Below are 25503 nucleotides of genomic sequence, written 5' to 3'. Positions count from 1 at the left end.
TCCGGCGCCCTCACTTCAGGCCCTGCAGGGACAACAGCAGCGGATGCACGTCGGTCGCCCCCACCCGGCCGGACGGCTGGAAGGCCGGATCGCTGCACAGCAGCACCGGACCGTCCTCTGTGGAATCCGGCAGCCGTCCGTGTGAGCCGCGCACCCAGCGCGGGTCGGTCGGGACGACGTCCATCGCGTACCGGAGCCCGGCGAACTTCTTCGCCAGGTTGAGCCCGGCCCGCGCCTTGGCGAACTTGTCCTCCGGATCGAAGAACAGTTCGGCGGGGTCGTAACCCGGTTTGCGGTGGATCTCGACGCCGCGCGCGAAGTCGGGCTTCCGCTCGTCGTCGAGCCAGTAGTAGTAGGTGAACCACGAGTCCGGCTCCGCGACCGCGACGAGTTCGCCGGCGCGTTCGTGGTCGATCCCGTACTTCGCCTGCGCCTCGCGGTCGAGGACCTCGTCGACGCCGGTCAGCTCGCTGACGATCGAGCGGACCCGCTCCACGTCGGTGGAGTCGCGGACGTAGACGTGTGCCACCTGGTGGTCGGCGACGGCGAACGCGCGCGACGCCCACGGGTCGAGGTACTCCATCCCCGCCTGGGTGTAGACCTCCAGCAGACCCTCGCGGCGCAGCGCCCGGTTGATGTCGACGGGGCGCTCCACGTTGGTGATGCCGTACTCGCTGAGCACGACCACGGTCGCCCCGGCGTTGCGGGCGTCGTCGAGCAGCGGCGCGAGCGCGGTGTCCAGCTCCCGCGCGGCCAGCGCCGCCTGGGGAGCGTCCGGGCCGAAGCGCTGCAGGTCGTAGTCCAGATGCGGGACGTAGGTCAGCAGCAGATCGGGCCGCTTCTCGCGCAGGATCTGCCGCGACGCGCCGATCACCCACTTGCTCGACTTGATCGACGCCGTCGGGCCCCAGTACTGGAAGAGCGGGAACTCCCCCAGCGCGCCGGTCAGCTGATCGTGCAGTTCCGGCGGGCGCACGTAGGCGTCCGGCGACTTGCGGCCGTCGGCGTGGTAGATCGGCCTCGGCGTCACCGTGACGTCGGTGCTCATCCCCATCGCGTACCACCAGCACACGTTCGCCGACGTGTAGCCGGGGTGCGCCGCCCGCGCGGTCTCCCACAGCTTCTCGCCGCCGACGAGACGGTTGTGCTGGCGCCACAGGAAGATCTCGCCGAGTTCCCGGAAGTACCAGCCGTTGCCGACGATCCCGTGCTGCGCGGGCATGAGCCCGGTGAGGAAGGTCGACTGCGCGCTGCAGGTGACGGCGGGCAGCACCGTGCCCAGTTCGGCCTGCCAGCCGTCGCGGGCGACGGCGGACAGGTTCGGCATGTCCCGCAACGCCTTCGGGGTGAGCCCGACGACGTCGATGACGACCAGCGGCTTCACGCGGAAACCCCTTCCCGGACAAGGTTCGCCTTGGCCCATTCGAGTTCGGCGGCGATCCCGCCGACGAGGTCGCCCGCGTCCGGGAGCACGCTCCAGGTGTAGGTCTCGACCTCGATATGCGGTTCGCCGGGCAGCCCGGCGGCGACCGTGCGCAGGACGTCGGTCGTGGTGGCGAGCGGCGCGGCCGGGGCCTGGTGCAGCGGCATGTGGAAGTGCACGCGCCACGGGCCCTCCCCCGGCAATTCCGTCCAGGCCTCGGGCAGATCGTCGGCCTTGTGCACGACACCGTCCGCGCCGAGCTCCCGCACCTGGTGCAGATAGCGCGGTTCGGCGAAAGTGGCCAGGGCTTCCGCCGCCTCGGCGGGCTTTTCGACGTGCAGCGCCGCGGAGGCCTGGACCTTGACGATGTCCACCTCGGACTCCGCGATCGCCTTGAGGGTCTCCGCCGGATCGGCGAACGACACCGCGAGGTGACAGGTGTCCAGGCACAGCCCGACGTACTCCGGGTCGACGCGGCCCGAGAGCCAGCCCAGCGCGTCTGCCACCGTGTCGAGCACGCAGCCGGGTTCGGGTTCGACGGCCAGCCGGATCGGCCGGTCACCGGTGGTCCGGATCGCCCGGACGACCTGTTCGAACGCCGTGGCCGCGGCGTGGTCGTCGTGGTCGGTCCACGGCTCGCGCCAAGCCAGCGGCAGGGTGGAGATACTGCCGTACGTGGCGTCCTCGGCGAGCAGATCCGCGAGCACGGTCACACAGTCGATCGTGTAGGCGACCCGTTCGCTTTCCGTCCACAAAGGACGATAAACCGCGTGCTTGACGACCTCGTCGTGGAAGCCGCCGTACGGGAACGCGTTCAGCGTGTAGACGCTGAGCCCGCGCGCGTCCAACTCGGCGCGGAAGGCCTTGCGCGCTCCGGCGTCGTCGGCGAGTCCGCGCGCGACCGGTGCGGAGAGCCACAGTCCGACGCCGAGCTTGTCGGCGCCCAGCCGCTCACGCACCTGGAGCGCGTACCGCTCCAGCTGCGCGACGATGCCGTCGACGTCCTCGGCGGGGTGGACGTTCGTGCAGTAGGAGATCATTTGCGGGCACCTCGCAGGACCGAGTTGCCCTCGAACGTCTCCGCCTCACCGGTGAAACCGGGCAGCGGGTCGAGGGTGAGCCGCCCGCTCTGGTCGTAGAAGGCGACCGGGTTCTGCCACAGCACCTTGTCGACGTCGGCGTCGGTGAACCCGCCGTCGAGCATCGCCTGACCGGTTTTGGCGGTCTTCAAGGGATCCGAGCGGCCCCAGTCGGCGGCCGAGTTGACGATCATCTTGTCGAGGCCGTACTGGCGCAGGATCTCGACCATGCGGTGCTCGTCCATCTTGGTGTCCGGGTAGATGGAGAAACCCATCCAGGCGCCGGAATCCTTGACCAGCTTGACGGTGACTTCGTTGAGGTGGTCGACGATGACGCGCTCCGGCGCGATACCCGCTTCCCGGACGACGTCGAGGGTGCGTTTGGTCCCCTCGAGCTTGTCGCGGTGCGGGGTGTGCACCATCACCGGCAGATCGTGTTCGAGGGCCATCGCCAGCTGCCGCGCGAAGACCTCGTCCTCTTCCTTGGTCATCGAGTCGTAGCCGACCTCGCCGACCGCGACGACGCCGTCCTTGGCCAGGTACCTCGGGAGCACGTCGAGTACCTCACGGCAGCGAGGGTCGTTGGCCTCCTTGGGGTTCAGCGCGATCGTGCAGTGGTGCCGGATGCCGAACTGGGCGGCGCGGAACCGTTCCCAGCCGATGAGCGCGTCGAAGTAGTCGGTGTACGAGCCGACGCTGGTGCGCGGCTGCCCCAGCCAGAACGCGGGTTCGACCAGCGCGCGGACGCCTGCCGCGTACATGGCTTCGTAGTCGTCGGTGGTCCGGGAGGACATGTGGATGTGGGGATCGAAGATGCGCACGGTCAGTGGCCTTCCTTGAGCAATGAGAGGGCGTCGGCGGGAACGTCACGTCCGGCCGCCCTGCGTTCGTCGGCGAAATCGGCGAGCATGCGCCTCAGCTCGTCGTCCGCGCGGGTTTCGAGCTCCGCGACGGCGGCGAGGGGAACGCCGACGAAAACGCATTTCAGGACACCGTGCCGCCACGTGTGCGGTTCCAGGTGACGCGCCGCGAAGGCGCCCATGGCCGCGGCGACGAGCCGGATGTCGTTGGCCCGCAGGGCATCGGCGACGAGCAGTTGCCCGGCTCCGCTGACCTTCTCGTCGAGGGATCCGTCCTGGACGAGCTTGTTCAGCCCGCGCAGGACCCCGCGCCGCTCGGCGTCGTCGCCGTACCGGTACAGCTCGCCCAGTTCGACCGCCAGGTCCACCGGGGGCAGCTGACGGGACAGCACCCCGATCAGCCGCGAGCGGGCCGCGTCGTCGACGGTGCCGTGGACCAAGCCCTGCGGATCGGTTTCGGGCTGGAGCGCCGTCCGCCCGACCTCACGGCCGACGGCCGGGAAGAGCGAACCGATGACCGACGGCTTCTCCCGGATCCGGCTTTCCGCCTTGGTCAGCCAGGTGTCCTCCGGCAGCGCCGCGGTCAACGCCTCGAAGGCGCGTCGCGCGGTGTCCGGCGCGGCGTGACTGTGCCGCGGCAGTTCGACCGCGGCCAGCCCGGTGTAGCCGATCTCGCTCAGTGCGGCCAGCGTCGCGGGCAGATCCAGCTGCCCGTCACCGAACTCCAGATGCTCGTGGACCTTCGGCAGCATGTCGTCCAGCTGCACGTTCCACAGCAGCGGACCGGCGAGGCGGACGCATTCCGCCGCGTCCACCGGCTCGACGGCGACGCAGTGCCCGACGTCGAGCGTGACACCGAACAGTTCCGGTTCGCCGAGCTCCTTGCGCAGATCCAGGACCTGGCCGAGATGCTGCACGAGGTGACCGGGCTCGGGTTCCATCGCCAGCCGCACGTTCAGCCGCGCGGCGTGCTCCAGGACCGCCGCGACACCCTCACGCAACCGCGACCAGGCCACACCGTTGTCCATAGTGGACACACCCGACCAGAAGGAAACGCAGTCCGCCCCGAGGTCCCCAGCGATCTGCAAAGCCTTCGCCAGGAAGTCGATCCGGAGCGCGGGGTCGTCCGACAGCAGCGTCGGCGAGTGCTTGCGCCATGGGTCGAGCAGGTACCGCGCGCCCGTCTCGATGACGACCCGGTTCAGGCCGAGCGCCGAAAGCCGGGAGGCCACGTGATCGACCTGTCGCGCCAGATCGTCGGCGAACGGGTCGAGATGGTCGTGGTCCAGCGTCAGCGCGACCCCGGTGTACCCGAGGTCCGCGATGACGGCGAGCGCGTCGTCGAGCCGGTGGTTGGAGAACCCGTTGGTGCCGTATCCCAGGGAGAAACTCATGTGGGGCTCACCTTCCGCGACAGCTTGCGGGCGATCGGCAGCGCGGCCGCGACCAGCGCGGCCCCCAGTACCGAGCCCTTGGCCGTCACCGCCGCCTGCAGCGGGACCATGCCGTGGATGCCGGACTTGGTCGCCGAGCGCACGGACTTCGCCGACGGATCGCGGACGGCGTCCGCCTGCGCCCTGCCGACCAGACCCGCGTAGCCCGAACCGGCCGCCAAAGACGCCGCGCGGTGCCAGCCACCGCGGGCCGGACCGCTCAATGCCAACGTTGTCGCCGCACAGCTCGTGGCGAGCGCGGCACGGGCCGTCGCCGGGCTTCCACCGTGGACCTCCCCGGTGGACAACGCGGTGACGCCGAGCGTGTGGACCCCCACGGCCGCCGCGGCGGTGAGAGCACGGCGAGTTTCAAAGCCCGCGCCCAGCAGGACGTCGAGCGTGCGGCAGGCCGCCATCGCCACCGGTCCGGCCGGGGTCGGCTTGAGCACGGTGTCGTAGGCCCACACCGCGGCCGCGAGCGGGACGGCGACCTTCATCGCCTGGCGGCCGCCGCCGAGCGCGGCCAGGCCGAGCCCGGCCGCGGTCAGCGTGGCGCCGGTGGTGAGCGCCGCGCCTGCGCTCACCCGCCCGGACGGGATCGGCCGCTCGGGACGCTCCACGGCGTCGAGCTCCCGGTCCGCCCAGTCGTTGAGGGCCATCCCGGCCCAGTAGAAGGCGACCGAGGACAGCGGCAGCAGCAGCCGTCGCCCGGTCATCTTGAGCCCCGCCGCGGCGGACCCGGCGACCGTGTCACCGAGCACCGTGAGCGCGGCGGGCGCCCGCACGAGTTCTACGTAAGCCTTCACAGGGCGGCCGCCCAGGTGATCAGGCGGGCGGACTGCTCGGCGAAGCGGTGCTCGTCGCTGCCCAGCGGGTCCTTGAAGAAGAAGCCGAGTTCGGTCAGCGCGCCGCTCTGGCCGGCGGCGTGCGCGGTGGTGACCAGGCGGGCGAGGTCGAGGATCAGCGGCGCCGCGAGCGCGGAGTCGTAGCCGGTCCAGGTGAACTGCAGGCTCATGCGCGCGCCGAGGAAACCCTCGAACGACACGTGATCCCACGCGGTCTTGACCTCGCCGAGGTCGGGCACGTTGTCGATGTGCAGCGGCGCGGTGACGTCCTCGCCGAGCAGCGCGGCGAGCCCGCGTGCCTTCGATTCCAGCTTGCTGTTCGCGGTCACCGGGTCGGCCAGGGTCTCGCCGTCTCCGCCGCCGAGGAGGTTGGTGCCCGCCCAGGAGCGGACCTTCAGCGCCCGCGCGCTGAACATCGGCGCGAGGACGGTGCGGAGCAGGGTCTCGCCGGTCTTGCCGTCGGAACCCGCGTACGGCAGGCCTTCCCGCTCGGCGAGCTCGCGCAGCGCGGGCAGGGTGATCCCGGCCGACGGCGTGAACTCGACGTACGGAGCCCCCGCTTTCAGTGCCGAGTAGGCCGAAAGCGAGCTGGACGGCAGTACCGCCCGCGCCGGATCGGCCATGGCCGTTTCGAGCGCGTCGAGGTCGTCGTGTTCGGGCAGGTGGGGACACGGAGCCTCGGTGGAGGACACGTTGACCACGACGACCCGCGCGAGGTCGTGCCGGTCGGCGAAAGCTCGGATGTCCGCGGTGAGCCGGGCGGCCGCGTCGGACTGGGCACCCGTATGCGTCGCCGGGTGGTAGCCGTCGCGGATCTCGGCGTCCACTTCGGCCAGCCCGGACCGGACCGCCGAGAACACCGAGTGCCCGAACACGCCGGCGTGCGCCAGCTGTTCGGCGCGCTTCTCCAGCGGGGTGTGCACGATGTCGTGCCCGCCGAGGACCAGATCGTCCCAGCCCGGCAACGGAACCCCGGCGAAATCGGGCAGTTCGGTGACGCAACCGCCACCGCCCGTCACCCCCGCGCGGAGGGCGAGCAGGCCCACCGCCGCGGTCGTGGCGACAGACCCCCTCGCCCCGATCAACCAGATGCCCGTACGCTCGTGAGCAGGCATTTCTCCACCTTTCCAGAACCCGAAAACGCCAACTGTGTTCACCATCGGATGGTCGGACGTTTCGGATCGAACCAAGTCGCACTGATGTACGTCCATGCGACTTTCGGCTGGATCTACTTCTCAGTTACTCCCCCTCGCAGTGACGCCGGGCACAGCGGTCCAACGGGACTCTTCGGACGCGCTGCGTTCGACCGCGTCCAAGACCTGCTGGACCCTCAACCCGTCCTCGAAGGACGGTTCGGGATCCGTGCCGTCGCCGATCGCGGTGAGCAGGTCGGCGACCTCGTTGGTGAAGGTGTGCTCGTAGCCGAGGAGATGCCCCGGCGGCCACCACACCCCGACGTACGGGTGCTCGGGTTCGGTGACCAGGATCCGGCGGAACCCCGCTTCGGTGGCGGGCTGGCCACCGTCGAACCAGGACAGTTCGTTCATCGATTCGAAGTCGAACGCGAGGCTCGCCTTCGACCCGTTGATCTCCAGCCGCATCGCGTTCTTGCGGCCCAGTGCGAACCGGGTCGCCTCGAAGCTCGCCACCGCGCCGCCGGTGAACCGGCCGAGGAACAGGGCGGTGTCGTCGACCGTGACCTGGCCGGTGCCGCCGTCGCCGTCCGGCCGTTCCTTGACGAAGGTGTTGGTGAGCGCGGAAACCCCGGTGATCGTGTCACCGGTGACGAACTGGGCCGCGTCGACGATGTGCGCGCCGAGATCGCCCAGCGCGCCCGAGCCCGCCTTGTCCTTGTGCAGCCGCCAGGTCATCGGCGACGCCGGATCGGACAGCCAGTCCTGCAGGTAGACCGACCGCACGTGCCGGATCTCGCCGAGCGCCCCGCTCGCGACCAGCTTCCTGGCGTGCGCGAGCGCGGGCACCCGGCGGTAGTTGAACGCCACCATCGACCGGACGCCGTTCGCACGGGCCTTCGCCGCCGCCTCGGCCATCGCTTCGGCTTCGGCGAGGGTGTTGGCCAGCGGTTTCTCGCACAGCACGTGCTTCCCGGCCTCGAGCGCGGCGATCGCGATCTCGGCGTGGCTGTCGCCCGGGGTGCAGATGTCGACCAGGTCGACGTCGTCACGGGCGATCAGCGCGCGCCAGTCCGTCTCGACGTCTTCCCAGCCGAACCTTTCCGCCGCGGCCTTCGCCCGCACCTCGTCACGGCCGCCGAGCACGGCGAGTCTCGGGATCAGCGGCGGTGTGAAGAACCGGTGCACACTGCGCCACGCGTGCGAATGCACCGCACCCATGAACGCGTGGCCCACCATGCCGATCCCGATCGTTTCCTTTGCCGTGCTCATGCCCCTCCTAGGTGCTGTGTCTCTCAAGCGCGCTTTCGCCTTTCCGCAGCCGGGCCGCGACCTTGGCTGGCCAGTCACTCAGCCGTACCGGGCGGCCCGCCTCCGCAAAGCCGAGGCCTCCGGCCGTACAGAGGCGCGCGCTTGTGCTCGTGTCGGGATTGCGGGCCCTACGAGTCGAAGCCGACGTCCATGTACTTGTCGACGTTCTCCTTGGTGACCACCGCGGAGTACGTGGTGATCTCGGCGGGGATCTCGTGCTCGGCGAAGTCACCGGCGCCCTTGCCCTGGCCGAGCAACCGCGCGAGCGAGATCGCCGAAGACGCCATCGACGGGCTGTAGAGCACCGTCGCCTTCAGCGGCTCGGCGTCGGACTTGATCAGGTTCATCGCGTTCTTCGACCCGGCGCCGCCGACCATCAGGAAGTTCTTGCGGTTGGCGTTGTTGATCGCCGCGATGACCCCGACCCCCTGGTCGTCGTCGTGGTTCCACAGCGCGTCCAGTTTGGGCGCGGACTGCAGCAGGTTCGACGTCTGCTTCTCGCCCGACTCCGGCGTGAACTCCGCGGAGACCCGCGGGCCGACCGCGAAACCCTGACGCGCCAAGGCGTCCTTGAAGCCCTTGCTGCGTTCCTGGGTCAGCGGCAGCGAGTCGATCCCGGCGACCTCGCCGATCACGGGGCTCGCGATGTTCTTCGCCTTCATCTGCTGGGCGATGTAGTTCCCGGCGTTGACGCCCATCCGGTAGTTGTCGCCACCGATCCAGGTGCGGTACGCGAGCGGGGTGTCGAAGACGCGGTCGAGGTTGATCACCTGGATACCGGCGTCCATCGCCTGCTGGCCGACCGCGGTGAGCGCCTTGCCGTCGAACGGCAGGATCACCAGGACGTTGACCTTGGCGTTGATCAGCGTCTCCACCTGGGAGATCTGCTGGTTGACGTCGTTGGTGCCCTCGGTCGCGTTGAGCGTGACCTCACTGAACTTCTGCGCCTGCGCGCGGGCGTTCTTCGTGATGGCGGCCATCCAGCCGTGGTCCGCGGCCGGCGCCGAGAACCCGATGGTGACCGGGGTTCCGGGCTGCGAGTTGGCCCCGGCGTTGGCCACGTTGGCGGCGTTGTTCTGCGCCGGTGCCTCGTTCGAGGTGCACGCGGTCAGCAGCGCACCCGCTCCGACGGCCGCGCCTCCCAGCAGGAAACGGCGGCGGTGCAGGGATTGTTCGGTCATGACGACTCTCCATCCACGGTGATCAAGTACTCGTCTTGGTTTTCTTTACGGAGCGGAACTGGAGCAGCGCGGCCAGCACGATGATCACGCCCTTGGCGATGTTCTGGATGTCGGTGTCCAGGTTGTTGAGCGTGAAGATGTTGGACAGCACGGTGAAGATCAGCACGCCGATCAGGGTGCCGATGAGCGAGCCGCGGCCGCCGGTGAGCAGCGTGCCGCCGATGACGACCGCCGCGATGGCGTCGAGTTCGTAGAGCATGCCGTTGGTCGAGGCGCCCGCGGTGGTGCGGGCGACGACCATCAGCGCGGCGATGCCACAACACAGGCCGGCGACGCCGTAGACGAGTGCGGTGTGCCGCTTGACGTTGATGCCCGCCAGGCGCGACGCCTCGGCGTTGCCGCCGACGGCGAAGGTGCGGCGGCCGAACGTGGTGCGGTTCAGCACCACCCAGCCGACCGCGAACACCAGCGCGAACATCCAGATCAGCACCGGGATACCGAGCAGGTCACCGCGGAAGAACTCGAGGAAGCCCGCCTCGGCGACCACCTGCGTGCGGCGGCCGCTGATGCGTTCCGCGAGCCCGCGGGCCGAGACGTACATCGCCAAGGTCGCGATGAACGGCACGATCTTCCCGTAGGACACCAGGATCCCGTTGACCAGACCGCAGCCGAGGCCGACGAGGAGTCCACAAAGGATCATCACCCACGGTCCGTAGGACTGCGTGGCCAGTGTGGTCAGCCAGACGCTGGAGAGCGCCACGATCGACCCGACCGAGAGGTCGATGCCGCCGGCGATGATCACGAACGTCATCCCGACGCTGACCACGCCGATCGCCGCGGCGAGCCGCAGGATCGTCGAGATGTTGCCTTCGGTGAAGAACTGGTCGGGCCGGGTCACGCTCCCGACGACGCACAGGATCACCAGCACCCCGGTCAGCGCGAGCAGCCGGGAATCGAGTGAGAAGGCGAGCCCCTTCTTCTTGGGTGGCACGGGTTCCACGGCGGTTCCCGTACGCACCGACTCGGCTTGGTCAGTCACGCCGCACTCCCCTCGAGAATCACGTCGAGCACATCCGCCTCTGTCAGCTCCGCAGACGGCTTTTCAGCCAGGACACGTCCTTCACGCAGCACCAGCACCCGGTCGGACAGTCCGAGTACTTCGGGGATCTCGCTGCTGACGAGCACGATCGCGACCCCGGTCGCGGCCAGTTCCTCGATCAGCCGGTACAGCTCGGCCCGCGCGCCGACGTCGACCCCGCGCGTCGGCTCGTCCAGCAGCAGCACCCGGCAGCCGCGGACCAGCCAGCGCGCGAGCACCGCCTTCTGCTGGTTGCCGCCCGACAGCGTGCGGATGATCCGGTGCGGGTCGGCGGGCCGGAGATCGAGACGCCGCAGGCTTTCCCCGGCGTCTTCCAATTCCCTCGACCGCTCGGTGAAGCCGAACGTCGCGTATTTGCCGAGGCTCGCCAGGGTCACGTTGTGCACGACGGGCAGGTCCAGCAGCAGTCCTTGGCTCTTGCGTTCCTCGGGCGCCAGGCCGATCCCGGCCTTGACCGCCGCGGACACACTGCCCGCCCGGACCGGCTCTCCGTCGACCGACACCGAACCGGTGTCTTGCTTGCGGGCGCCGAAGATCGTCTCCAGCAGCTCGCTGCGGCCGGAGCCGACGAGACCCGCGATACCGACGACTTCACCCGCGTGCACGGTGAAACTCACGTTCTCGAACTCGCCGACGGTGGTCAGGTTCTCCACCTTGAGGACCTCGGTGTCCGGGTCCACGTGCTCCTGATGACGCGGGCCGAACACGGTTTCGACCTTGCGGCCCGCCATCAGCGCGACGAGGTCCGAGGTCGGCGTCTCCTTGGCGTCGAGGCCGGTGGAAACGGTCTTGCCGTCCTTGAGCACGGTGACGCGGTGGCCGATCCGGCGCAGTTCTTCGAGCCGGTGGGAGATGTAGATGATCGCGACGCCCTCGGCGGTCAGTTCGCCGACGATGCGGAACAGGTTGTCGACCTCTTCCCCCGCCAGCGCCGCGGTGGGCTCGTCCATCACCAGCAGCTTCGCGTCGTACGCGAGTGCCCGCGCCATCGAGACCAGCTGCTGTCCGGCGGCGGAGAGCTTGCCGACCTCGGTCGACGGCGTGATCTCCGGATGCCCGAGCCTCGCCATCAGCTGAGCGGCCTTCTTGCGGGATTCGCTGATCCGCGTGAAGCCGAACGACGCGCGCTCGCGGCCGAGGAAGATGTTGTCGGCGACGGAAAGTCCCGGTACCAGGTCGAGTTCCTGGTACATGGTCGCGATCCCGATCTTCAGGGCGGCGACCGGCGAGGGCAGCGTGACCTGCTCGCCCTGCCAGAAGATCTCGCCGCCGTCGGGACGGTGCGCCCCGGCGAGGGTCTTGATCAGCGTGGACTTGCCCGCGCCGTTCTGGCCGAGGAGACAGTGCACCTCGCCGGGTTCGACGTCGAAGTCGACCCCGTCGAGCGCGCGCACCCCCGGAAAGGTCTTCACGATCCCCCGGACCGAAAGCAGGGTCATGCCGGTGCCTCCTGGGTGACGAACGGGACGAGCGTCGGATCGGCGAAAAGCCGTTCGGTGGCGAGATGTGCGGCGCCGCGCAGCGGGGCGGTGGTGCCCAGCGGGGACGGCTCGACGCGGCAGGCGGGCTCGTGCCCGAGCGGACGCGCGGACAGTTCGCGGCGCACCGGCTCGACCAGCCACTCGCCCAGTTCGGCGAAGTAGCCGCCGAGCACCACGACGTCCGGGTCGAGCACGTCGACCACGGTGGACACCGCGACGCCGAGCGCGACCCCGAGTTCCGAAACCGCGGCGACCGCGCGCTGATCACCGCGCTGGACACGGTGCTTGAGCAACCCGACCCGGCCGTCGACGCCGAGCGCGGGGTCGTGCAGCGGGTCGCCGGGTGAGGCGGCGCCGCGCAGGACGGCGTTGAGCCCCGCCTTGGTCTCCAGGCAGCCGACCCGGCCGCACTGGCACTGCTCGCCGGACGGGTCCACGGTGATGTGCCCGACCTCGCCCGCGAAACCCCTGGCACCGCGCAGGATCGCGCCGCCGGACACGAGTCCGCCGCCGACGCCCATCCCGCCGCTGAGGTAGAAGAGCTCCCGCACGCCGCGCCCGACACCGGCGACGGCCTCGCCGACCGCGGCGAGATTGGCCTCGTTGTCGACCGCGATGGCGTCGGCGGGCAGCCCGAGCCGGGCGGCGAGCAGATCGGCGATCTCGGCGTCGCGCCAGCGCAGGGTCGGCGCGAACCGCAGCACCGCGGCGGCCGAATCGACCAGGCCGGGAACGGACACCGTGACGCCGACCGGGAGATCGTCGCGGAGCACCTGCCCGGCGAGGAAAGCGAGCTCGTCCATGCTCCGGTGGAGACCGAGCGCGGCGACGTCGGCGGTCTCCGTGCGCTCGGCGACGACGCTGCCGTCGAGGTTCGTGACGACGGCGGCGAAGCGATCGGCCTCGACGCTGAGCGCGAGCCCGTAGGCGCTCGCCCCGTTCAGCTCGACCAGCTGACTGGGCCTGCCGTTGCCGCCGGCCTGCAGTCCCGCGGAGCGGACGAGGCCGCGTTCGGACAGCTCGGTGATCAACCCGGAGACGGCCGCTTTGGTGATCCCGCAGCGCGCCGCGAGCTGGGTGCGCGAAAGCGGCCCCCCACGCAACGCACGCAGGAGCGCGGCGAGGTTCGCCGTGCGTGGATCAGTCGCGGCCACACTGCCCTCACTTACGAATCGGCCGTAACAAACTTTGTTACTTAGCCAGCGAAAGTAGGGTGGTGCGTGTCACTCGTCAAGGTGACAACAGGACAGAAATGCCCGCCGTCACCCGAATAGCCGTCCAGATCGGTACAGACTTTCGTACTTATCGAGCGAAAGTCTGTACGATCTTGACGTTACTAATCGGAATCAGGTGGGTGCTCACCGTGCGGCTGGGAGGTCACTCAGCGCTTCCGGAGCCCGCTTCGCTCCGCCGCCAGCGCGTGCAATGAAGGGGACTTTCATTGCGAAATTTGCAATGAAAGTCCCCTTCATTGCACGCGCGATACCGCAGAGCCGAGCGCGGTCAGCTACTCAGCGTGAAGGCACGGTCCGTGGCGGACCAGGCGGCCCCGATGACGCCGGCGGTGTCCCCCAGTTCGGACAGCACGATCGGCAGGTTCCCGGTCGCGAGCGGCAGCGACCGCCGGTAGACCGAGCTGCGGATCTCGGCGAGCAGCTGATGGCCGAGCTGCGCCACGCCACCGCCGATCACGACCATGCCCGGGTTCACGAAACTCACCAGCGAGGCCACCACCTGGCCGAGCCGCCGCCCACCGTCGCGGATCAGGTTGACCGCGCCGAAGTCGCCCGACGCGGCCGCGCGGCCGACGTCCTGGGCGGTGATCGCGCCGCGGTCCGCGACGACGTCGGCGAGGTACGCCGACCGGCCGCTGCGCGCGAGCGTCAGTCCGTCGCGGGCCAGCGCGGCGCCGCCGAAGTACGCCTCCAGGCAACCGGTCTCACCACAGACGCAAGTGGGCCCGTAGTCGTCGAGACGGATGTGCCCGATGTCGCCCGCGGTCCCCGCGACACCGCGGTACACCTTGCCGCCCAGCACGATCCCGCAGCCGATGCCGGTACCGATCTTGACGAACACCAGGTCGTCGGTGGAGCGGGCGACCCCGGCGTGCCGTTCCCCGAGCGCCATCGAGTTCACGTCGTTGTCGACGGTGACCGGGCAGCCCAGCAGCCCGCCGAGATGGTCGCGGACGGAAAACCGGTCCCAGCCGGGCATTATCGGCGGCGCGACCGCCATGCCCTCGGCGAAGCTCACCGGCCCCGGCAGGCCGATCCCGGCGGCGATCAGCTTGCCCGGCGCCTCCTCGCGGATCTTCTCCGCGAGGGCGCTCACGCGTTTGAGAACGGCGTGCGGTCCCTGCCGGACGTCGCAGTCCTCGACGGTGTGCACCAGCACCTCGCACGAAGCGTCGGTGAGGGCGACCCCGACCGAGGTCGCGCCGATGTCGACGGAGAGCACGCGCAGGTCTCCCGCCAGGCGCACCAGCGTCGACCGCCTGCCGCCCCGGCTCGCCGACGGACCCGCGGTTTCGACGAGGCCGACCTCGGCGAGGCGCGCGACTTCGGCACCCACCCGGGCACGCGGCAGCTCCAGCCGCTCCCCCAGTTCGACCCGGGACATCGGGCCCTCGTCCCGCAGCAGGGTGAGCAACTGGGTCTGGTGCCGGGTTTCGACCATCGGATGCTCCGTGGTGGATGCCGTGCTCATTCAGCCGAGCCTACGGCGTTCTCCCCGGGGTGTCCCGAATGCCACGGCGAAGACTCGCTCACGACATTCGGAACCTTCGGTGACGCCCTGGCGGGAACAAACCCACGGAAGCCTTCTAGTCCACTGTGGACTTTTCGGCGCGCATCAGGATCCACGCCGGGATCAGCACGATCGCGGTGATCCCGGCGATCCACCGATGCGTGTCCGCGATGACCGACGCGGACCCCGGAGCGGCGGCGAAGCCCACGGAGACGACCACGGTCAGGATCGACGTCCCGAAGGATCCGCCGATCCGTTGCAGCATGGCGAAGATCGGCATCGCGTGGGAAATCCGCTCCCGGGGCACCAGCATCAGCCCGGCGGCGAGCGCCGGGGTGGTGGTCAGGCCGATGCCGCAGCCGCGGACGACCTGCACGGCCGAGAGCCACCAGTAGTCGTCGGATCCGGTGAGCAGCGCCAGCGGCACCGTCCCGATGATCGTGACGATCAGCCCGGCGAAGATCACCCGGGCGCCGCCGATCCGGTCGGTCAGCCTGCCGGCCAGCGGAAGTGCCGCGACCGTGCCGAGCGCCAGCGGGGCGGTCAGGAACCCGGTGGCGACGAGACTCTCGTGGCGCACGTCGAGGTAGTACAGCGGCAGGACGATCATCGCGCCGAACAGCGCGGCCCCCATCCCGAAGATCACGGCGGCGGCCGAGGAGAACGCGCGGTCGCGGAACAGCCGCAGATCGAGCAACGGCGCCCGCGACCGCAGCGCGGTGACCACGAAGACGGCGAGCAGGACCGCCCCTGCGATCGCCGGGACCGGGGCGGCTTCCGCGACGCCGAAAACGAGCAACGGCAGCCCGGTCACGGTGAGGGCCAACCCGCGCAGGTCCAGCGGTTCAGCGCCGGCGGGAGTCTCCCTCGGCAGCCATCTCCGGCCCAGCAGGAGGCTGAGCACCGCGAGCGGCACGTTCACCAGGAACAGCCACGGCACGCCGAGCCCTTCGGTGAGCACGCTGCCGAACAGGGTCCCGAGCACCGGCGCGAGGTAGATCGGGATGCTCAGCACGGCCATCATCCGGCCGAGCCGTTCCGGCCCCGCCGTCATCGCGAACAGGATCTGCCCGGCCGGGACCAGCAGCCCGCCCGCCGCGCCTTGCAGGACACGGAAAACGATCAGCGCCTCGATCGACGTCGCCATCGCGCAGAGCGCGGAGAACACCGCGAACAGGCCGACGCACAGCAGCCAGAGCCGGGTCGTCCCGAAGCGGCGGCTCGCCCAGCCGCTCACCGGCACCATCGCGGCGAGCGCGAGCAGGTAGCCGGTGGCGACCCACTGAGCGGTACCGAGCGAGGCACGGAATCCGGCCACGATCGTGCCGAGCGCGATGTTCACCACGGTCGAGGTGAACATCGACAGGAACCCGCCGAGGGTCAAGATCGAGGCCATCCCCCACAAAGCGGGGGTAATGCGCTCGTCAGCGGCACGCCCGATCATCCTACCTGCCTTTCTTATCACTGTTAAGATCTTAACAGTGATAAGATCGACTGGAGTTGTCAAGTCCGATACGGACCGGCGAAAGTGTGCCCATGGTCGTGAGACGGGATGGCTACGTTCGAGCCGCGCTCGAACTCCTCGACGAGGTCGGGCTGGACGGCTTGAGCCTGCGCAAGCTCGGGGAGAAGCTCGGCGTGCGGGGTCCCGCGCTCTACACGCACTTCAAGAGCAAGCAGGCGTTGCTCGACCAGATGGCCGAAACCATGCTGGACGACAACCTCGCCCCGCTGAACGATCTCGCGGCGATGGACGACTGGGCCGGGTGGCTGACCCGGCGCGCCCGCACCATCCGCCGCACGCTGCTGTCCTACCGGGACGGCGCCCGCCTGCACGCCGGTTCCCGCCCGACCGGGCGCTCGGCGATGACGCCGCTGGTCAAACCGTTGCGGGAAGCGGGCTTCACCGAAGAGGACGCGACGCACGCGATCCTCGCCGTCAGCCGGTACACCCTCGGCTGCGCGATCGACGAACAGCAGCACGTCGAGGGAGACTCGGCCGTCGACCATGCCGAGGATCCGGCCGCCTCCTTCGAGTACGGTCTCGCCCGCTTGATCGCCGGACTCCGGGCGGACGTCGATGTCGCAAAACCGCCAGACCAGGATGTCGCATAACTGCTGGAATGGCGGCATGACGACCGACAACGCCCGGCTGTTCCGTTCCCTGCACGTCCCGTCGAGCCCGCTGGTGCTGGCCAACGCGTGGGACGTCGCGAGCGCCCGGCTCATCGAGGACGCGGGCGCCGCCGCGATCGCCACCACCAGCGCCGGGGTGGCGTGGAGCCTCGGCGCGCCCGACGGCGACCTGCTCGGCCGCGACCTCGCGGTGGACCTGATCGCCCGGATCGCCCGCCTCGCAACGGTTCCGGTGACCGCGGACATCGAAGGCGGCTACGGGGACACTCCCGGCGACGTCGGCGAGACCGTCGCGGCCGTGGTCGCCGCGGGTGCGGCCGGGATCAACATCGAGGACGGCCCGCGTCCACCCGAAGAGGTGGTCCCGCGGATCGCGGCGGCCCGCGCGGCGGACGGCGACGTGTTCGTCAACGCCCGGATCGACACCTTCCTCAGGGGGCTCGGCGGCGTGCCGGAAACGCTGGAGCGCGCGGCCGCGTACCTGGCGGCGGGCGCGGACGGGATCTTCGTTCCCGGCGCCACCGACCCCTCCGTGATCGCCGCGCTCGTCGAAGGCATCGACGCGCCGGTGAACGTGATGGCCCACCCCGGTGCGCCGAGCGTCAAGGAACTGGCCGCGCTCGGGGTCGCGCGGGTGAGCGTCGGCTCCGGGATCAGCCAGGCCGCGTACGCCGTCGCACGGGAAAGCGCCCGGGAGCTCTTCTCGACCGGCACCTACTCGCGCCTCGAAGAGTCCGTGGACTACGGCGTCCTCAACGGCCTGCTGAACCCCCGCAAGTAGTCCTCTAGTCGCGGGGGTCAGGACCAGAGGTAGCGGCGCTCGGGGCGTCCCGTCCCGCCGTACTTGAGGGTCACCTCGGCCTTCCCCGTCGCCACGAAATGCTCGAGGTACCGGCGCGCGCTCACCCGCGCGACGCCGGTCGCCTCGGCGCATTCGCTCGCGGAGATCCCGGCGGGCGCGCCGCGCAGCGCGGTCTCCACCAGCCGCGCGGTCTCCGCGGTGAGTCCCTTGGGCAGCACCGGTTTCGCGCTCGGCCGCGCGCCGAAGACCTGGTCGACGTCGGCCTGCCCGGCCTCGGCGAGCCTGTCCAGCCGCTGGTGCAGCGTGGCGAAGTGGGTCAGCTGATCCCGCAGGGACGCGTACTCGAACGGCTTGATCAGGTAGTGCAGGACCCCGCCCCGCATCGCCTGCCGCACGGTTTCCACATCGGTCGCCGCGGTGATCACGATGACGTCGACGTCTTCGGTGGCCCGCAGCTCCCGCAGCACCGAAAGCCCGTCCAGATCGGGAAGATAGACGTCGAGCAGGACCAGATCCGGCTTCAGTTCCCGCGCCAGCCGGATCGCGTCGGCGCCGGTGTGCGCGACCCCGACCACGGCGAACCCGTCCGTGCGCGCGACGTATCCACTGTGGACTTTCGCGACCATGAAATCGTCGTCGACGACGAGGACCCGGATCATCGCGGCAACCTCGCGGTGAACACGGCACCGTCGTCGTTGTGCACCTCGACGGAACCGCCCCGCCGGACACACGCCTGCCGGATCAGCGCGAGCCCGAGACCACGCTGACCGTGTGCGGCGGCCTTCGTGGTGAAGCCGTGCTTGAACACTTCTTCCGCGATCTCCGGGGCGACTCCCGGACCCGAATCACGGACCTCCACCCGCACTTCGTCCTCCTCCTGCCAGACCCCGACCTCGATCCAGCCCCGTTCGCCGACCCGCATGGCCGAACTCAGCGCGTCCAACGCGTTGTCGACGAGATTTCCCAGCACCGTCACCAAATCCGTGGAAAGCGCGTCCTCGACGCGGTCCAGTTCGCTGTCCGGCGCCATTCGCAGCCCGACACCGCGTTCCGCGGCCAGCGACGCCTTCGCGATCAGCAGCGCCGCCACCGCCGGATCGCCGACGCGCGAACCGACCTCCGCACGCCACTCCCCTTGCGCCGAACTGATCCGGCTCACGTAACCGCGAACCTCTTCGTATTCCTCGAGTTCCAGCAGCCCGGAGATGGTGTGCAGCCGGTTGCTGAACTCGTGCGCCTGCGCCCGCAACGTGTCGGTGGCGTGTTTGCTGGCGTCGAGTTCGTCCCGCAGCGTCATCAGGTCGGTGCGGTCCCGCAGGGTGACCACGGCCCCTCGTTCGTCGATCGGCATCCGGTTCAGCGTCAGTACCTTCCCTTGCCGCAGCACGATCTGGTCGGCGCCGGTCGCGCGGCCGGTGAGCAGATCGCGGATCCGGTCGTTGAGATCGAGGTCCTCGACCGACCGGCCGACGGCGTCCTCCGGCAGCGCCAGCAGCGCGCGGGCCTGATCGTTCACCAGGGTGATCCGGTGCTGCGGGTCCAGCCCGACGACGCCCTCCTTGATCCCGTGCAGGAGCGCCTCCCGGTTCTCCACCAGCGCGGTGATCTCGTGCGGCTCCAGGCCGAGCGTCTGGTTCTTCACCCGCCGCGCCAGCAGCAGCGAACCGCTCACGCCGATCACCAGCGCGACCCCCAGCACCCGCAGGGCGTTGTCCGGCGAGTCGAGCACGCCGGCGAAGAAGCCGGGCGACTTCGAGCCCGCGGCGACCATGCGGACCACCCTGCCGCCCTTCGCGTCGAGCACCGGGACGTGCGCCACGATCGAGCCGTCCAGTTCGCCGACCCACGACCGTCCGGAAAGGACGGTGCTCTCGCCGATGTCGAGCGTCGTCCTCAGCTGACCCGGATCCGGTGACGCCAGCACATAGCGGTCCGCGCCGGCGATCACGACGGAGTCCACGCCCGAGAAGCTCCGCGCGGTTTCGGCGGGGGCGTTCAGTTCGAACGGACCGTTCTCGAGGTCGCCCACGACCCCCTGCGCGGCGACACTCTCCGCGACCGAAAGCACCCGGCGCCCCTCCGTCGTGCGGAAGTTGTTCCCCGCCTGGGTGACGGCCAGTACGCCCACCGCGCACAGTAGGCAGGTGACGACAACCAGTTGCCACACGAGGAGCTGGCGGGCCAAGGAACCCCGAGCACCCATCGCCACCTCCGCGTGACCAAAACGACCACAACAACCATTGGGCCCGCAAGCGGGACATCTCTGTTTACACGAGTGCAACATGTCCAACCACGCGGCAGAGAGGCGGGGATCACAGTGAAGCCCAGTAACTGGTTGGCCATCGCAGCGGCGCTCGTCGCCGTTTTGCTGGTGCCACCGTTGCTCACCCCGGGTGGCGAGGCCGACGAGGGCTCGCAGATCCGGTCGTTGCGGGTACTCGTGCCCAACGCGCCCGGCGGTGGTTACGACATCACGGCCCGCACGGCGACCAAGGCGATGGAAGACGCCGACCTGCTCGGCAACGCGGAGGTGTTCAACCTCCCCGGCGCCGGCGGCACGGTCGGCCTCGGCCGCACGGTGGCCGAACGCGGCAACGGCAAGCTCGTCATGTCCATGGGGCTCGGCGTCGTCGGCAGCGTGTTCACGAACAAGTCGCCGTCTTCGCTGCTCGACACCACGCCGGTGGCGAAACTGATCGAAGAGTCGGACATCGTCGTGGTCGGCAAGGATTCGCCGTACCAGAACATCGGTCAGCTGATCGAGGCATGGAAGAAGGATCCCGGCGCGGTCCAGGTCGGCGGCGGTTCGTCGCCCGGCGGGCCGGACCACCTGGCGCCGATGCTGATGGCGAAGGCCGTCGGGCTCGCGCCCAAGGCGGTCAACTACGTCCAGTTCGACGGCGGCGGGGAACTGCTCGCGTCGGTCCTCGGCGGCAAGGTCGCGTTCGGTGTCTCGGGCATCGGCGAGTACCGCGACCAGATCGCGGCGGGCACGCTCCGGGTGCTGGCGGTGACCAGCGAGAAGCGGATCCCCGGCGTCGACGCGCCGACGCTCTCGGAGTCCGGCGTGGACGTCAAGTTCACCAACTGGCGCGGCATCGTCGCTCCGCCGGGCATCACGGACGCGGACCGCGCGAAGCTGGTGAGCCTGTTCGACCGGCTGCAGAAGACGCCGCAGTGGCAGGAAGCCTTGCAGCGCAACGGATGGACCGGAGCGTTCGCGCCCGGGGAGCAGTTCGGTTCGTTTCTCGAAGAGGAGAACACGCGAGTGGCAACGGTGCTGAAAGAGCTGGGTCTGGCATGACGACCACGTGGCTGAAGGAGCGCTCCGAACTCGGGGTGAGCGTGGTACTCCTGGTGCTCGGCGTGCTGGTGCTCACCGACGCGCTGAGCATTCCCACCGATTTCGCCCAGCGCGGGCCGGTGGGGCCGAAGGCGGTGCCGATCCTGGTCGGTTCGCTGCTGCTGCTCGTCGCCGTGCTGCTGGCGCGCGACGTGCTGCGCGGCGGCAAGGGCGAGGCCGAAGGCGGCGAGGACATCGACCTCACCGAGCCCGCCGATCTGCGCACGGTTCTGTTGCTGTGCGCCGCTTTCCTCGCCAACGCGGCGCTGATCGGCCTGGTCGGTTTCCCGATCTCGGGCGCGATCCTGTTCTGGGGCGCGGCGTACGCGCTCGGCAGCCGGAACCTGGTGCGTGACCCGCTGATCGCGGCGGGCATGTCCGTCGCGACCTTCCTGGTCTTCAACAACCTGCTCGGTGTCCCGCTCCCCGGTGGCCCGTTGATGGAGGTGTTCTGATGTTCCAGCAACTCATCGACGGCTTCGGTACCGCGCTGACCCCGACCCATATCGCGATGGCGGCGATCGGGGTCCTGCTGGGCACCGCGATCGGCGTGCTGCCGGGCATCGGCCCGGCCATGGCGGTGGCACTGCTGCTCCCGGTGACCTACGGACTGGAGCCCACGGGCGCGTTCATCATGTTCGCCGGCATCTACTACGGCGGGATGTTCGGCGGTTCGACGACGTCGATCCTGCTGAACACCCCTGGCGAGAGCGCGGCGGTCGTGGCGGCGATCGACGGCAATCCCATGGCCCGCAAGGGCCGCGGCGCGCAAGCACTGGCGGCGGCCGCGATCGGGCACTTCGTCGGCGGCATCCTCGGCACGATCGCGCTGGTCGTGCTGGCCCCGGTGATCGCGAAGCACGCGGTCGACATCGGCGCGCCGGACCTGTTCGCGATCATGGTGCTGGCGTTCATCGCGGTCACCTCGGTACTCGGCAGCTCCCGGATCCGCGGCGTGGCGTCGCTGCTGATCGGCCTCACCATCGGCCTGGTCGGCCTGGACGAGATGACCGGCCAGCAGCGGCTGACCTTCGGCTCGCTGCACCTGGCCGACGGCATCGACGTGGTGATCGTGGCGGTCGCGCTGTTCGCGGTCGGCGAGTCGCTGTGGGTCGCCGCGCACCTGCGGCGCAACGCGTTCAAACCGATCCCGGTCGGCAGGCCGTGGCTGTCGCGCGCCGACCTGAAGCGGACGTGGAAGCCGTGGCTGCGCGGACCGCTCATCGGGTTCCCGTTCGGCGCGGTTCCCGCCGGTGGCGCCGAGATCCCGACGTTCCTCTCGTACGTCACGGAAAAGCGGCTCTCGAAGCACAAGGACGAGTTCGGCAAGGGCGCCATCGAAGGCGTCGCGGGTCCGGAGGCGACGGCTTCGGCGTCGGCCGCCGGAACGCTGGTCTCGATGCTGACGCTCGGCCTGCCGACCACCGCGGTCGCAGCCGTGATGCTGGCGGCGTTCCAGCAGTACGGCATCCAGCCGGGACCGCTGCTGTTCGAGCGGGAATCGTCGCTGGTGTGGGGCCTGATCGCCTCGCTGTTCGTCGGGCTGACGCTGCTGCTGGTGCTGAACCTGCCGCTGGCGCCGCTGTGGGCGAAACTGCTGCGGATCCCGCGCCCGTACCTCTACGCGGGCATCCTGTTCTTCGCCAGTGTCGGCGCGTACGCGGTCAACGCGGACATCTTCGACCTGCTGGTGATGTTCGTGATCGGCCTGATCGGCTTCGCGATGCGCCGCTACGGCCTGCCGGTGCTGCCGGCGATCATCGGCGTCATCCTCGGCCCGGCCGCCGAGCAGCAGATGCGGCGCGCGCTGCAGCTGAGCGACGGCAGCCTGACCGGGTTGTTCAACACCCCGTTCGCGATCGTGGTCTACGTGATCATCCTGCTGATCCTGTTCTTCCCGTTGATCAAGCGCTTCCTGCCTGCCCGTCCCACCGCCGACGAGGCGGAGCCCAAGGACAAGGTGGACGCCTGACCAGTGGGAATCACAAGGAAGGCCCGGTCTCGACTGCCCCGAGACCGGGCCTTCTTTCGTACCGTCGCCGCACGGTTTGAACCCCTTCCGGTCGCCGTACGTGTGCGGGGCATCACCTCGATTTAATATAACGAAAAGGTAACGGAGAGATCGCGTTTTGAACCGGCTGTCCGCTGGGGCCGTTTCAGCCAACGCGGAGTCAGTGACGCCGGCGCTGCCGGCGCCGCATCCCCCGGGCTTCGCGCAACGACACCGAACGAGGTGAACAAGTTCATGCCCCGTAACCAAAGATCCGCCGGCCGCCACCGCATGGCACGCCGTACCAAGGTCGCCACCGGCGCCATCGCGCTCTCCCTCGCCGTCGGCGGGATCGTCGTGATCAACACGACCGGAACCCCCGACGCGGCCAGGGCCGACGGCGCGGACAAGTCGTTCTTCATCGACATCGCGAAGGTCCCCCGCGGCAACAACGTCAACCTCGACCTCGCGAAACGAGGCGCCCGGGGGACGTTCACCGTCGACTGTGGCCGCAACGAGAACGGCCACTTCAACGGCGACAACTTCATCGCGCAGCCCGGTGTCCGCAACGGAGCCGAGCATCTCCACGACTACGTCGGGAATCTTTCGACCAACGCGGACTCGAACAACAAGAGCCTGCTGCGCGCGGGCACCACCTGCAAGAACGGCGACAAATCCGCCTACTTCTGGCCGGTCATCCGGATCAACACCGAGGAAGAGGAAGAAAACGAGCGGGCGGCCGACGCGAAGCTCGCCGCCGACCGCGCGAACGCGGCCAAGGACGAGGCCGCACCCCAGGTCGACTGTCCCGACGTCGCGAGCGAACTCGACGAGGTCCCCGACCAGGCCATGCCCGCGATCGACGAGAACCTCGACAAGCTCGACAAGGAGTCCGACAACGCGGACGGCCAGCTGGCACAAGGGAAACAGGCCGCCCAGGTGCTCGAAGAGCTGAAGAACAAGCGAAAGCCGTCGATCAAGCAGATCAGCGACGCCATGAAGCAGGCGGGCAAGCCGGTCGCGAAGAACGAAGACCAGCTCGCCGGCTGCGCGGTGAAACAGAACGGCGAAGGCGGCCTCGACAACGGCGGCCAGAACAGCGACGTCAGCAAAGCCGGCGACGCCGAGAAGAAGAAGTCCGACGGGAACGCCGCCGATCTGCCCGGCGTCGACGACAACAACGAGATCGGCGACAACGAAGGCGAGATCCAGCGTCCCGAGAAGGTCGACCTGACCTTCACCAGCGGTGGCGCCCGCCGCGTCGTCGCGATGCCGAAGTTCCTGCGCGTGCTCTACGGCGACGCCAAGCAGAGCACCAACGGCCCGGCCAACGCCCGGCCCAGCTGGACCTGCACCGGCTTCGAGGACCGGCTCACCGAGCTGTACCCGATCTGCCCGCGGGGCAGCAAGGTCGCGCGCATCCACGCGTTCCCGAACTGCTGGGACGGGAAGAACACCGACAGCGCCAACCACCGCACGCACATCGTGTTCTCCGACCGCAACGGGAAATGCCCGCGCGGCTTCAAGAACGTGCCGCAGCTGCGGATCACGCTGGTGTACAACATCCCGCCGAACATCCAGGCCGCCGGGCAGTACGCGGTCGACGCGTTCGCGCAGGAGAAGCACAACCCGCGCTCCGACCACGACGACTTCGCGAACGTCATGTCGCAGCGGTTGATGAACCAGCTGGTGAAATGCGTCAACAGCGGAAAGCGCTGCAGGCAATAACGACAAACTCGTGAGTGGTAAAGACGGTTCTAACCGTCTTTACCACTCACGAGGCTCGTAGCGAGGGCGCGGCGGGGATGACCCGCGCCCCCACCCCCCGCGCCGGGGGTCCGGTTTCTGGCCCGGCGTAGGGGTACCGGGCCAGAAACCGGCGAGCGATACGGCCTTCCCTCCCTGGAAGCCGGACCGCCCGGTCTCGGGGTCAGGCCGTCGTGGACAACCGGCTCACCCGGTCGAACACGAGCGGCACCGCGACGGCGGGGTTCAGCTCGGCGAGGACCGCGTCCGCGTCCAAGCCCGGCAGGTGGATCCACGCGCTGTCCGCGAAATCCGGGGTCGTGACGCTGATCCTGGCGCAGCGGGCGGGCGGGACCAGCGCGACCCCGAACGGTTCGACCACGTTGCGGAACACCGATTGCGAGACGATCATCCCGGCGCCGAACTTGTCGCCCGTCGGGTCCAACCGGCACCAGTAGCCGACGGCGTCGTTGAAGGTCGAGGCACACAGCAGCCGGGTCAGCGTGATGTACGTGCGGTGGTAGCGGTGGTTGTCCGCCATCGGTCCCATATGGACCGCCACCCGGGCCCGCATCGGGACACGGGCGTAGCGGTTACGGGTCCGAAGCAGATGGTCCAGGTGGAACACGACCTCGCAGAGCTGCCCGACGGCCCGGTCCGGATACGCGACCATCAGCCCGTCCCCGGTCTCCCGGAAGTGACGCGCTTCCCCCGGCGCGAGCCCGACCGCGGTGAACGAGCGGGAGACCAGCGTCTCCATCTCGGTCTTCATCGGGTCCAGCAGGTCATCACTGGCCTTGGACGAACCGACGATGTCGACGGACAGTACGGCGTGGGTGTGCGCGTTGTAGTGGCCTGAGGTCAGCACCTGCATCTCTGCGACCCCTCCCCTGATC

Annotated in this window: 22 protein-coding genes; 6 read left to right on the top strand and 16 right to left on the bottom strand. The window is 69.4% G+C overall.

Annotated features, from left to right (window positions below):
* Positions 1–10 precede the first annotated feature (10 nt).
* From BKN51_RS41580 to BKN51_RS41520, 13 genes are all read right to left on the bottom strand, one after another.
* Positions 11–1384, bottom strand: a complete 1374-nt coding sequence (locus BKN51_RS41580) for an alkaline phosphatase family protein (RefSeq protein WP_101612770.1) — start codon at positions 1382–1384, stop codon at positions 11–13.
* A complete protein-coding gene (gene eboE, locus BKN51_RS41575; RefSeq protein WP_101612769.1) occupies positions 1381–2463 on the bottom strand; it encodes a metabolite traffic protein EboE in 1083 nt (360 codons plus the stop codon). Before eboE ends, BKN51_RS41580 begins: the two co-directional genes overlap by 4 nt.
* Positions 2460–3323, bottom strand: coding sequence for a TatD family hydrolase (locus tag BKN51_RS41570; protein WP_101612768.1), 864 nt, complete (start codon positions 3321–3323; stop codon positions 2460–2462). Before BKN51_RS41570 ends, eboE begins: the two co-directional genes overlap by 4 nt.
* Before the next feature lie 2 nt (positions 3324–3325).
* Positions 3326–4756, bottom strand: a complete 1431-nt coding sequence (locus BKN51_RS41565; RefSeq protein WP_101612767.1) for an EboA domain-containing protein — start codon at positions 4754–4756, stop codon at positions 3326–3328.
* A complete protein-coding gene (locus BKN51_RS41560) occupies positions 4753–5601 on the bottom strand; it encodes an SCO3242 family prenyltransferase (protein ID WP_101612766.1) in 849 nt (282 codons plus the stop codon). The genes BKN51_RS41565 and BKN51_RS41560 overlap by 4 nt, the downstream gene beginning before the upstream one ends.
* A complete protein-coding gene (locus BKN51_RS41555; RefSeq protein WP_101612765.1) occupies positions 5598–6755 on the bottom strand; it encodes an inositol-3-phosphate synthase in 1158 nt (385 codons plus the stop codon). The genes BKN51_RS41560 and BKN51_RS41555 overlap by 4 nt, the downstream gene beginning before the upstream one ends.
* Positions 6756–6875: 120 nt before the next feature.
* Positions 6876–8045, bottom strand: coding sequence for a Gfo/Idh/MocA family protein (locus BKN51_RS41550; RefSeq protein WP_101612764.1), 1170 nt, complete (start codon positions 8043–8045; stop codon positions 6876–6878).
* 167 nt (positions 8046–8212) lie between these two features.
* Positions 8213–9265 (bottom strand): substrate-binding domain-containing protein, encoded by a 1053-nt coding sequence (locus BKN51_RS41545; RefSeq protein WP_101612763.1) that lies wholly within the window; start codon positions 9263–9265, stop codon positions 8213–8215.
* A 22-nt stretch (positions 9266–9287) separates the two neighbouring features.
* On the bottom strand, positions 9288–10304 hold the full coding sequence (locus tag BKN51_RS41540) for an ABC transporter permease (RefSeq protein ID WP_101612762.1): 1017 nt from the start codon (positions 10302–10304) through the stop codon (positions 9288–9290).
* Entirely contained in the window at positions 10301–11803 is a 1503-nt protein-coding gene (locus BKN51_RS41535) for a sugar ABC transporter ATP-binding protein (protein WP_101612761.1), read from the bottom strand. The genes BKN51_RS41540 and BKN51_RS41535 overlap by 4 nt, the downstream gene beginning before the upstream one ends.
* On the bottom strand, positions 11800–12999 hold the full coding sequence (locus tag BKN51_RS41530; protein WP_101612760.1) for an ROK family transcriptional regulator: 1200 nt from the start codon (positions 12997–12999) through the stop codon (positions 11800–11802). Before BKN51_RS41530 ends, BKN51_RS41535 begins: the two co-directional genes overlap by 4 nt.
* Positions 13000–13348: 349 nt before the next feature.
* A complete protein-coding gene (locus BKN51_RS41525) occupies positions 13349–14551 on the bottom strand; it encodes an ROK family transcriptional regulator (protein WP_101612759.1) in 1203 nt (400 codons plus the stop codon).
* A 115-nt stretch (positions 14552–14666) separates the two neighbouring features.
* Positions 14667–15986 carry a DHA2 family efflux MFS transporter permease subunit gene (locus tag BKN51_RS41520; RefSeq protein WP_101612758.1) on the bottom strand — a complete coding sequence of 440 codons (1320 nt, stop codon included), beginning with the start codon at positions 15984–15986 and terminating at the stop codon, positions 14667–14669.
* A 140-nt stretch (positions 15987–16126) separates the two neighbouring features.
* On the opposite strand from BKN51_RS41520, the gene BKN51_RS41515 reads away from it, so the two are divergent.
* Together BKN51_RS41515 and BKN51_RS41510 are read left to right on the top strand one after the other, a co-directional pair.
* On the top strand, positions 16127–16705 hold the full coding sequence (locus tag BKN51_RS41515; protein WP_101612757.1) for a TetR/AcrR family transcriptional regulator C-terminal domain-containing protein: 579 nt from the start codon (positions 16127–16129) through the stop codon (positions 16703–16705).
* Positions 16706–16721: 16 nt separating this feature from the next.
* Positions 16722–17507 carry an isocitrate lyase/PEP mutase family protein gene (locus BKN51_RS41510; protein ID WP_101612756.1) on the top strand — a complete coding sequence of 262 codons (786 nt, stop codon included), beginning with the start codon at positions 16722–16724 and terminating at the stop codon, positions 17505–17507.
* 17 nt (positions 17508–17524) lie between these two features.
* Here BKN51_RS41510 and BKN51_RS41505 read toward each other — a convergent pair whose 3' ends face one another.
* Together BKN51_RS41505 and BKN51_RS41500 are read right to left on the bottom strand one after the other, a co-directional pair.
* Complete coding sequence (locus BKN51_RS41505) at positions 17525–18187, bottom strand: response regulator (RefSeq protein ID WP_101612755.1); 663 nt, start codon at positions 18185–18187, stop codon at positions 17525–17527.
* Positions 18184–19731, bottom strand: coding sequence for a sensor histidine kinase (locus tag BKN51_RS41500; protein ID WP_101612754.1), 1548 nt, complete (start codon positions 19729–19731; stop codon positions 18184–18186). Before BKN51_RS41500 ends, BKN51_RS41505 begins: the two co-directional genes overlap by 4 nt.
* Before the next feature lie 132 nt (positions 19732–19863).
* Here BKN51_RS41500 and BKN51_RS41495 point away from each other — a divergent pair, with 132 nt between their 5' ends.
* The 4 genes from BKN51_RS41495 to BKN51_RS41480 all read left to right on the top strand — a co-directional run bounded on the left by BKN51_RS41495 (position 19864) and on the right by BKN51_RS41480 (position 24589).
* Complete coding sequence (locus tag BKN51_RS41495; RefSeq protein WP_101612753.1) at positions 19864–20832, top strand: Bug family tripartite tricarboxylate transporter substrate binding protein; 969 nt, start codon at positions 19864–19866, stop codon at positions 20830–20832.
* Positions 20829–21326, top strand: a complete 498-nt coding sequence (locus tag BKN51_RS41490; RefSeq protein WP_101612752.1) for a tripartite tricarboxylate transporter TctB family protein — start codon at positions 20829–20831, stop codon at positions 21324–21326. The genes BKN51_RS41495 and BKN51_RS41490 overlap by 4 nt, the downstream gene beginning before the upstream one ends.
* Positions 21326–22843: a tripartite tricarboxylate transporter permease gene (locus BKN51_RS41485; protein WP_101612751.1), complete on the top strand. Its 1518-nt coding sequence runs from the start codon at positions 21326–21328 to the stop codon at positions 22841–22843. The genes BKN51_RS41490 and BKN51_RS41485 overlap by 1 nt, the downstream gene beginning before the upstream one ends.
* A 309-nt stretch (positions 22844–23152) precedes the next feature.
* Positions 23153–24589, top strand: a complete 1437-nt coding sequence (locus tag BKN51_RS41480; protein ID WP_101612750.1) for a DUF1996 domain-containing protein — start codon at positions 23153–23155, stop codon at positions 24587–24589.
* A 202-nt stretch (positions 24590–24791) separates the two neighbouring features.
* On the opposite strand, the gene BKN51_RS41475 is transcribed toward BKN51_RS41480, so the two are convergent.
* Positions 24792–25481 carry a hypothetical protein gene (locus tag BKN51_RS41475; RefSeq protein WP_101612749.1) on the bottom strand — a complete coding sequence of 230 codons (690 nt, stop codon included), beginning with the start codon at positions 25479–25481 and terminating at the stop codon, positions 24792–24794.
* Between the last annotated feature and the right edge of the window lie 22 nt (positions 25482–25503).

The sequence above is a fragment of the Amycolatopsis sp. BJA-103 genome (genome assembly GCF_002849735.1).
Taxonomy (GTDB): Bacteria; Actinomycetota; Actinomycetes; order Mycobacteriales; family Pseudonocardiaceae; genus Amycolatopsis.
The sequence above is the reverse complement of the archived record's forward strand: the minus strand, read 5'-3'. Positions and strand labels throughout refer to the sequence as shown.

What these genes read in the sequence shown, in the direction of transcription:
- eboE (WP_101612769.1), bottom strand. Translation starts at nt 2,463, where the DNA reads ATGATCTCCTACTGCACGAACGTCCACCCCGCCGAGGACGTCGACGGC.
- BKN51_RS41565 (WP_101612767.1), bottom strand. Translation starts at nt 4,756, where the DNA reads ATGAGTTTCTCCCTGGGATACGGCACCAACGGGTTCTCCAACCACCGG.
- BKN51_RS41555 (WP_101612765.1), bottom strand. Translation starts at nt 6,755, where the DNA reads ATGCCTGCTCACGAGCGTACGGGCATCTGGTTGATCGGGGCGAGGGGG.
- BKN51_RS41550 (WP_101612764.1), bottom strand. Translation starts at nt 8,045, where the DNA reads ATGAGCACGGCAAAGGAAACGATCGGGATCGGCATGGTGGGCCACGCG.
- BKN51_RS41545 (WP_101612763.1), bottom strand. Translation starts at nt 9,265, where the DNA reads ATGACCGAACAATCCCTGCACCGCCGCCGTTTCCTGCTGGGAGGCGCG.
- BKN51_RS41535 (WP_101612761.1), bottom strand. Translation starts at nt 11,803, where the DNA reads ATGACCCTGCTTTCGGTCCGGGGGATCGTGAAGACCTTTCCGGGGGTG.
- BKN51_RS41525 (WP_101612759.1), bottom strand. Translation starts at nt 14,551, where the DNA reads ATGAGCACGGCATCCACCACGGAGCATCCGATGGTCGAAACCCGGCAC.
- BKN51_RS41520 (WP_101612758.1), bottom strand. Translation starts at nt 15,986, where the DNA reads ATGGCCTCGATCTTGACCCTCGGCGGGTTCCTGTCGATGTTCACCTCG.
- BKN51_RS41515 (WP_101612757.1), top strand. Translation starts at nt 16,127, where the DNA reads ATGGTCGTGAGACGGGATGGCTACGTTCGAGCCGCGCTCGAACTCCTC.
- BKN51_RS41510 (WP_101612756.1), top strand. Translation starts at nt 16,722, where the DNA reads ATGACGACCGACAACGCCCGGCTGTTCCGTTCCCTGCACGTCCCGTCG.
- BKN51_RS41505 (WP_101612755.1), bottom strand. Translation starts at nt 18,187, where the DNA reads ATGATCCGGGTCCTCGTCGTCGACGACGATTTCATGGTCGCGAAAGTC.
- BKN51_RS41500 (WP_101612754.1), bottom strand. Translation starts at nt 19,731, where the DNA reads ATGGGTGCTCGGGGTTCCTTGGCCCGCCAGCTCCTCGTGTGGCAACTG.
- BKN51_RS41490 (WP_101612752.1), top strand. Translation starts at nt 20,829, where the DNA reads ATGACGACCACGTGGCTGAAGGAGCGCTCCGAACTCGGGGTGAGCGTG.
- BKN51_RS41485 (WP_101612751.1), top strand. Translation starts at nt 21,326, where the DNA reads ATGTTCCAGCAACTCATCGACGGCTTCGGTACCGCGCTGACCCCGACC.
- BKN51_RS41480 (WP_101612750.1), top strand. Translation starts at nt 23,153, where the DNA reads ATGGCACGCCGTACCAAGGTCGCCACCGGCGCCATCGCGCTCTCCCTC.
- BKN51_RS41475 (WP_101612749.1), bottom strand. Translation starts at nt 25,481, where the DNA reads ATGCAGGTGCTGACCTCAGGCCACTACAACGCGCACACCCACGCCGTA.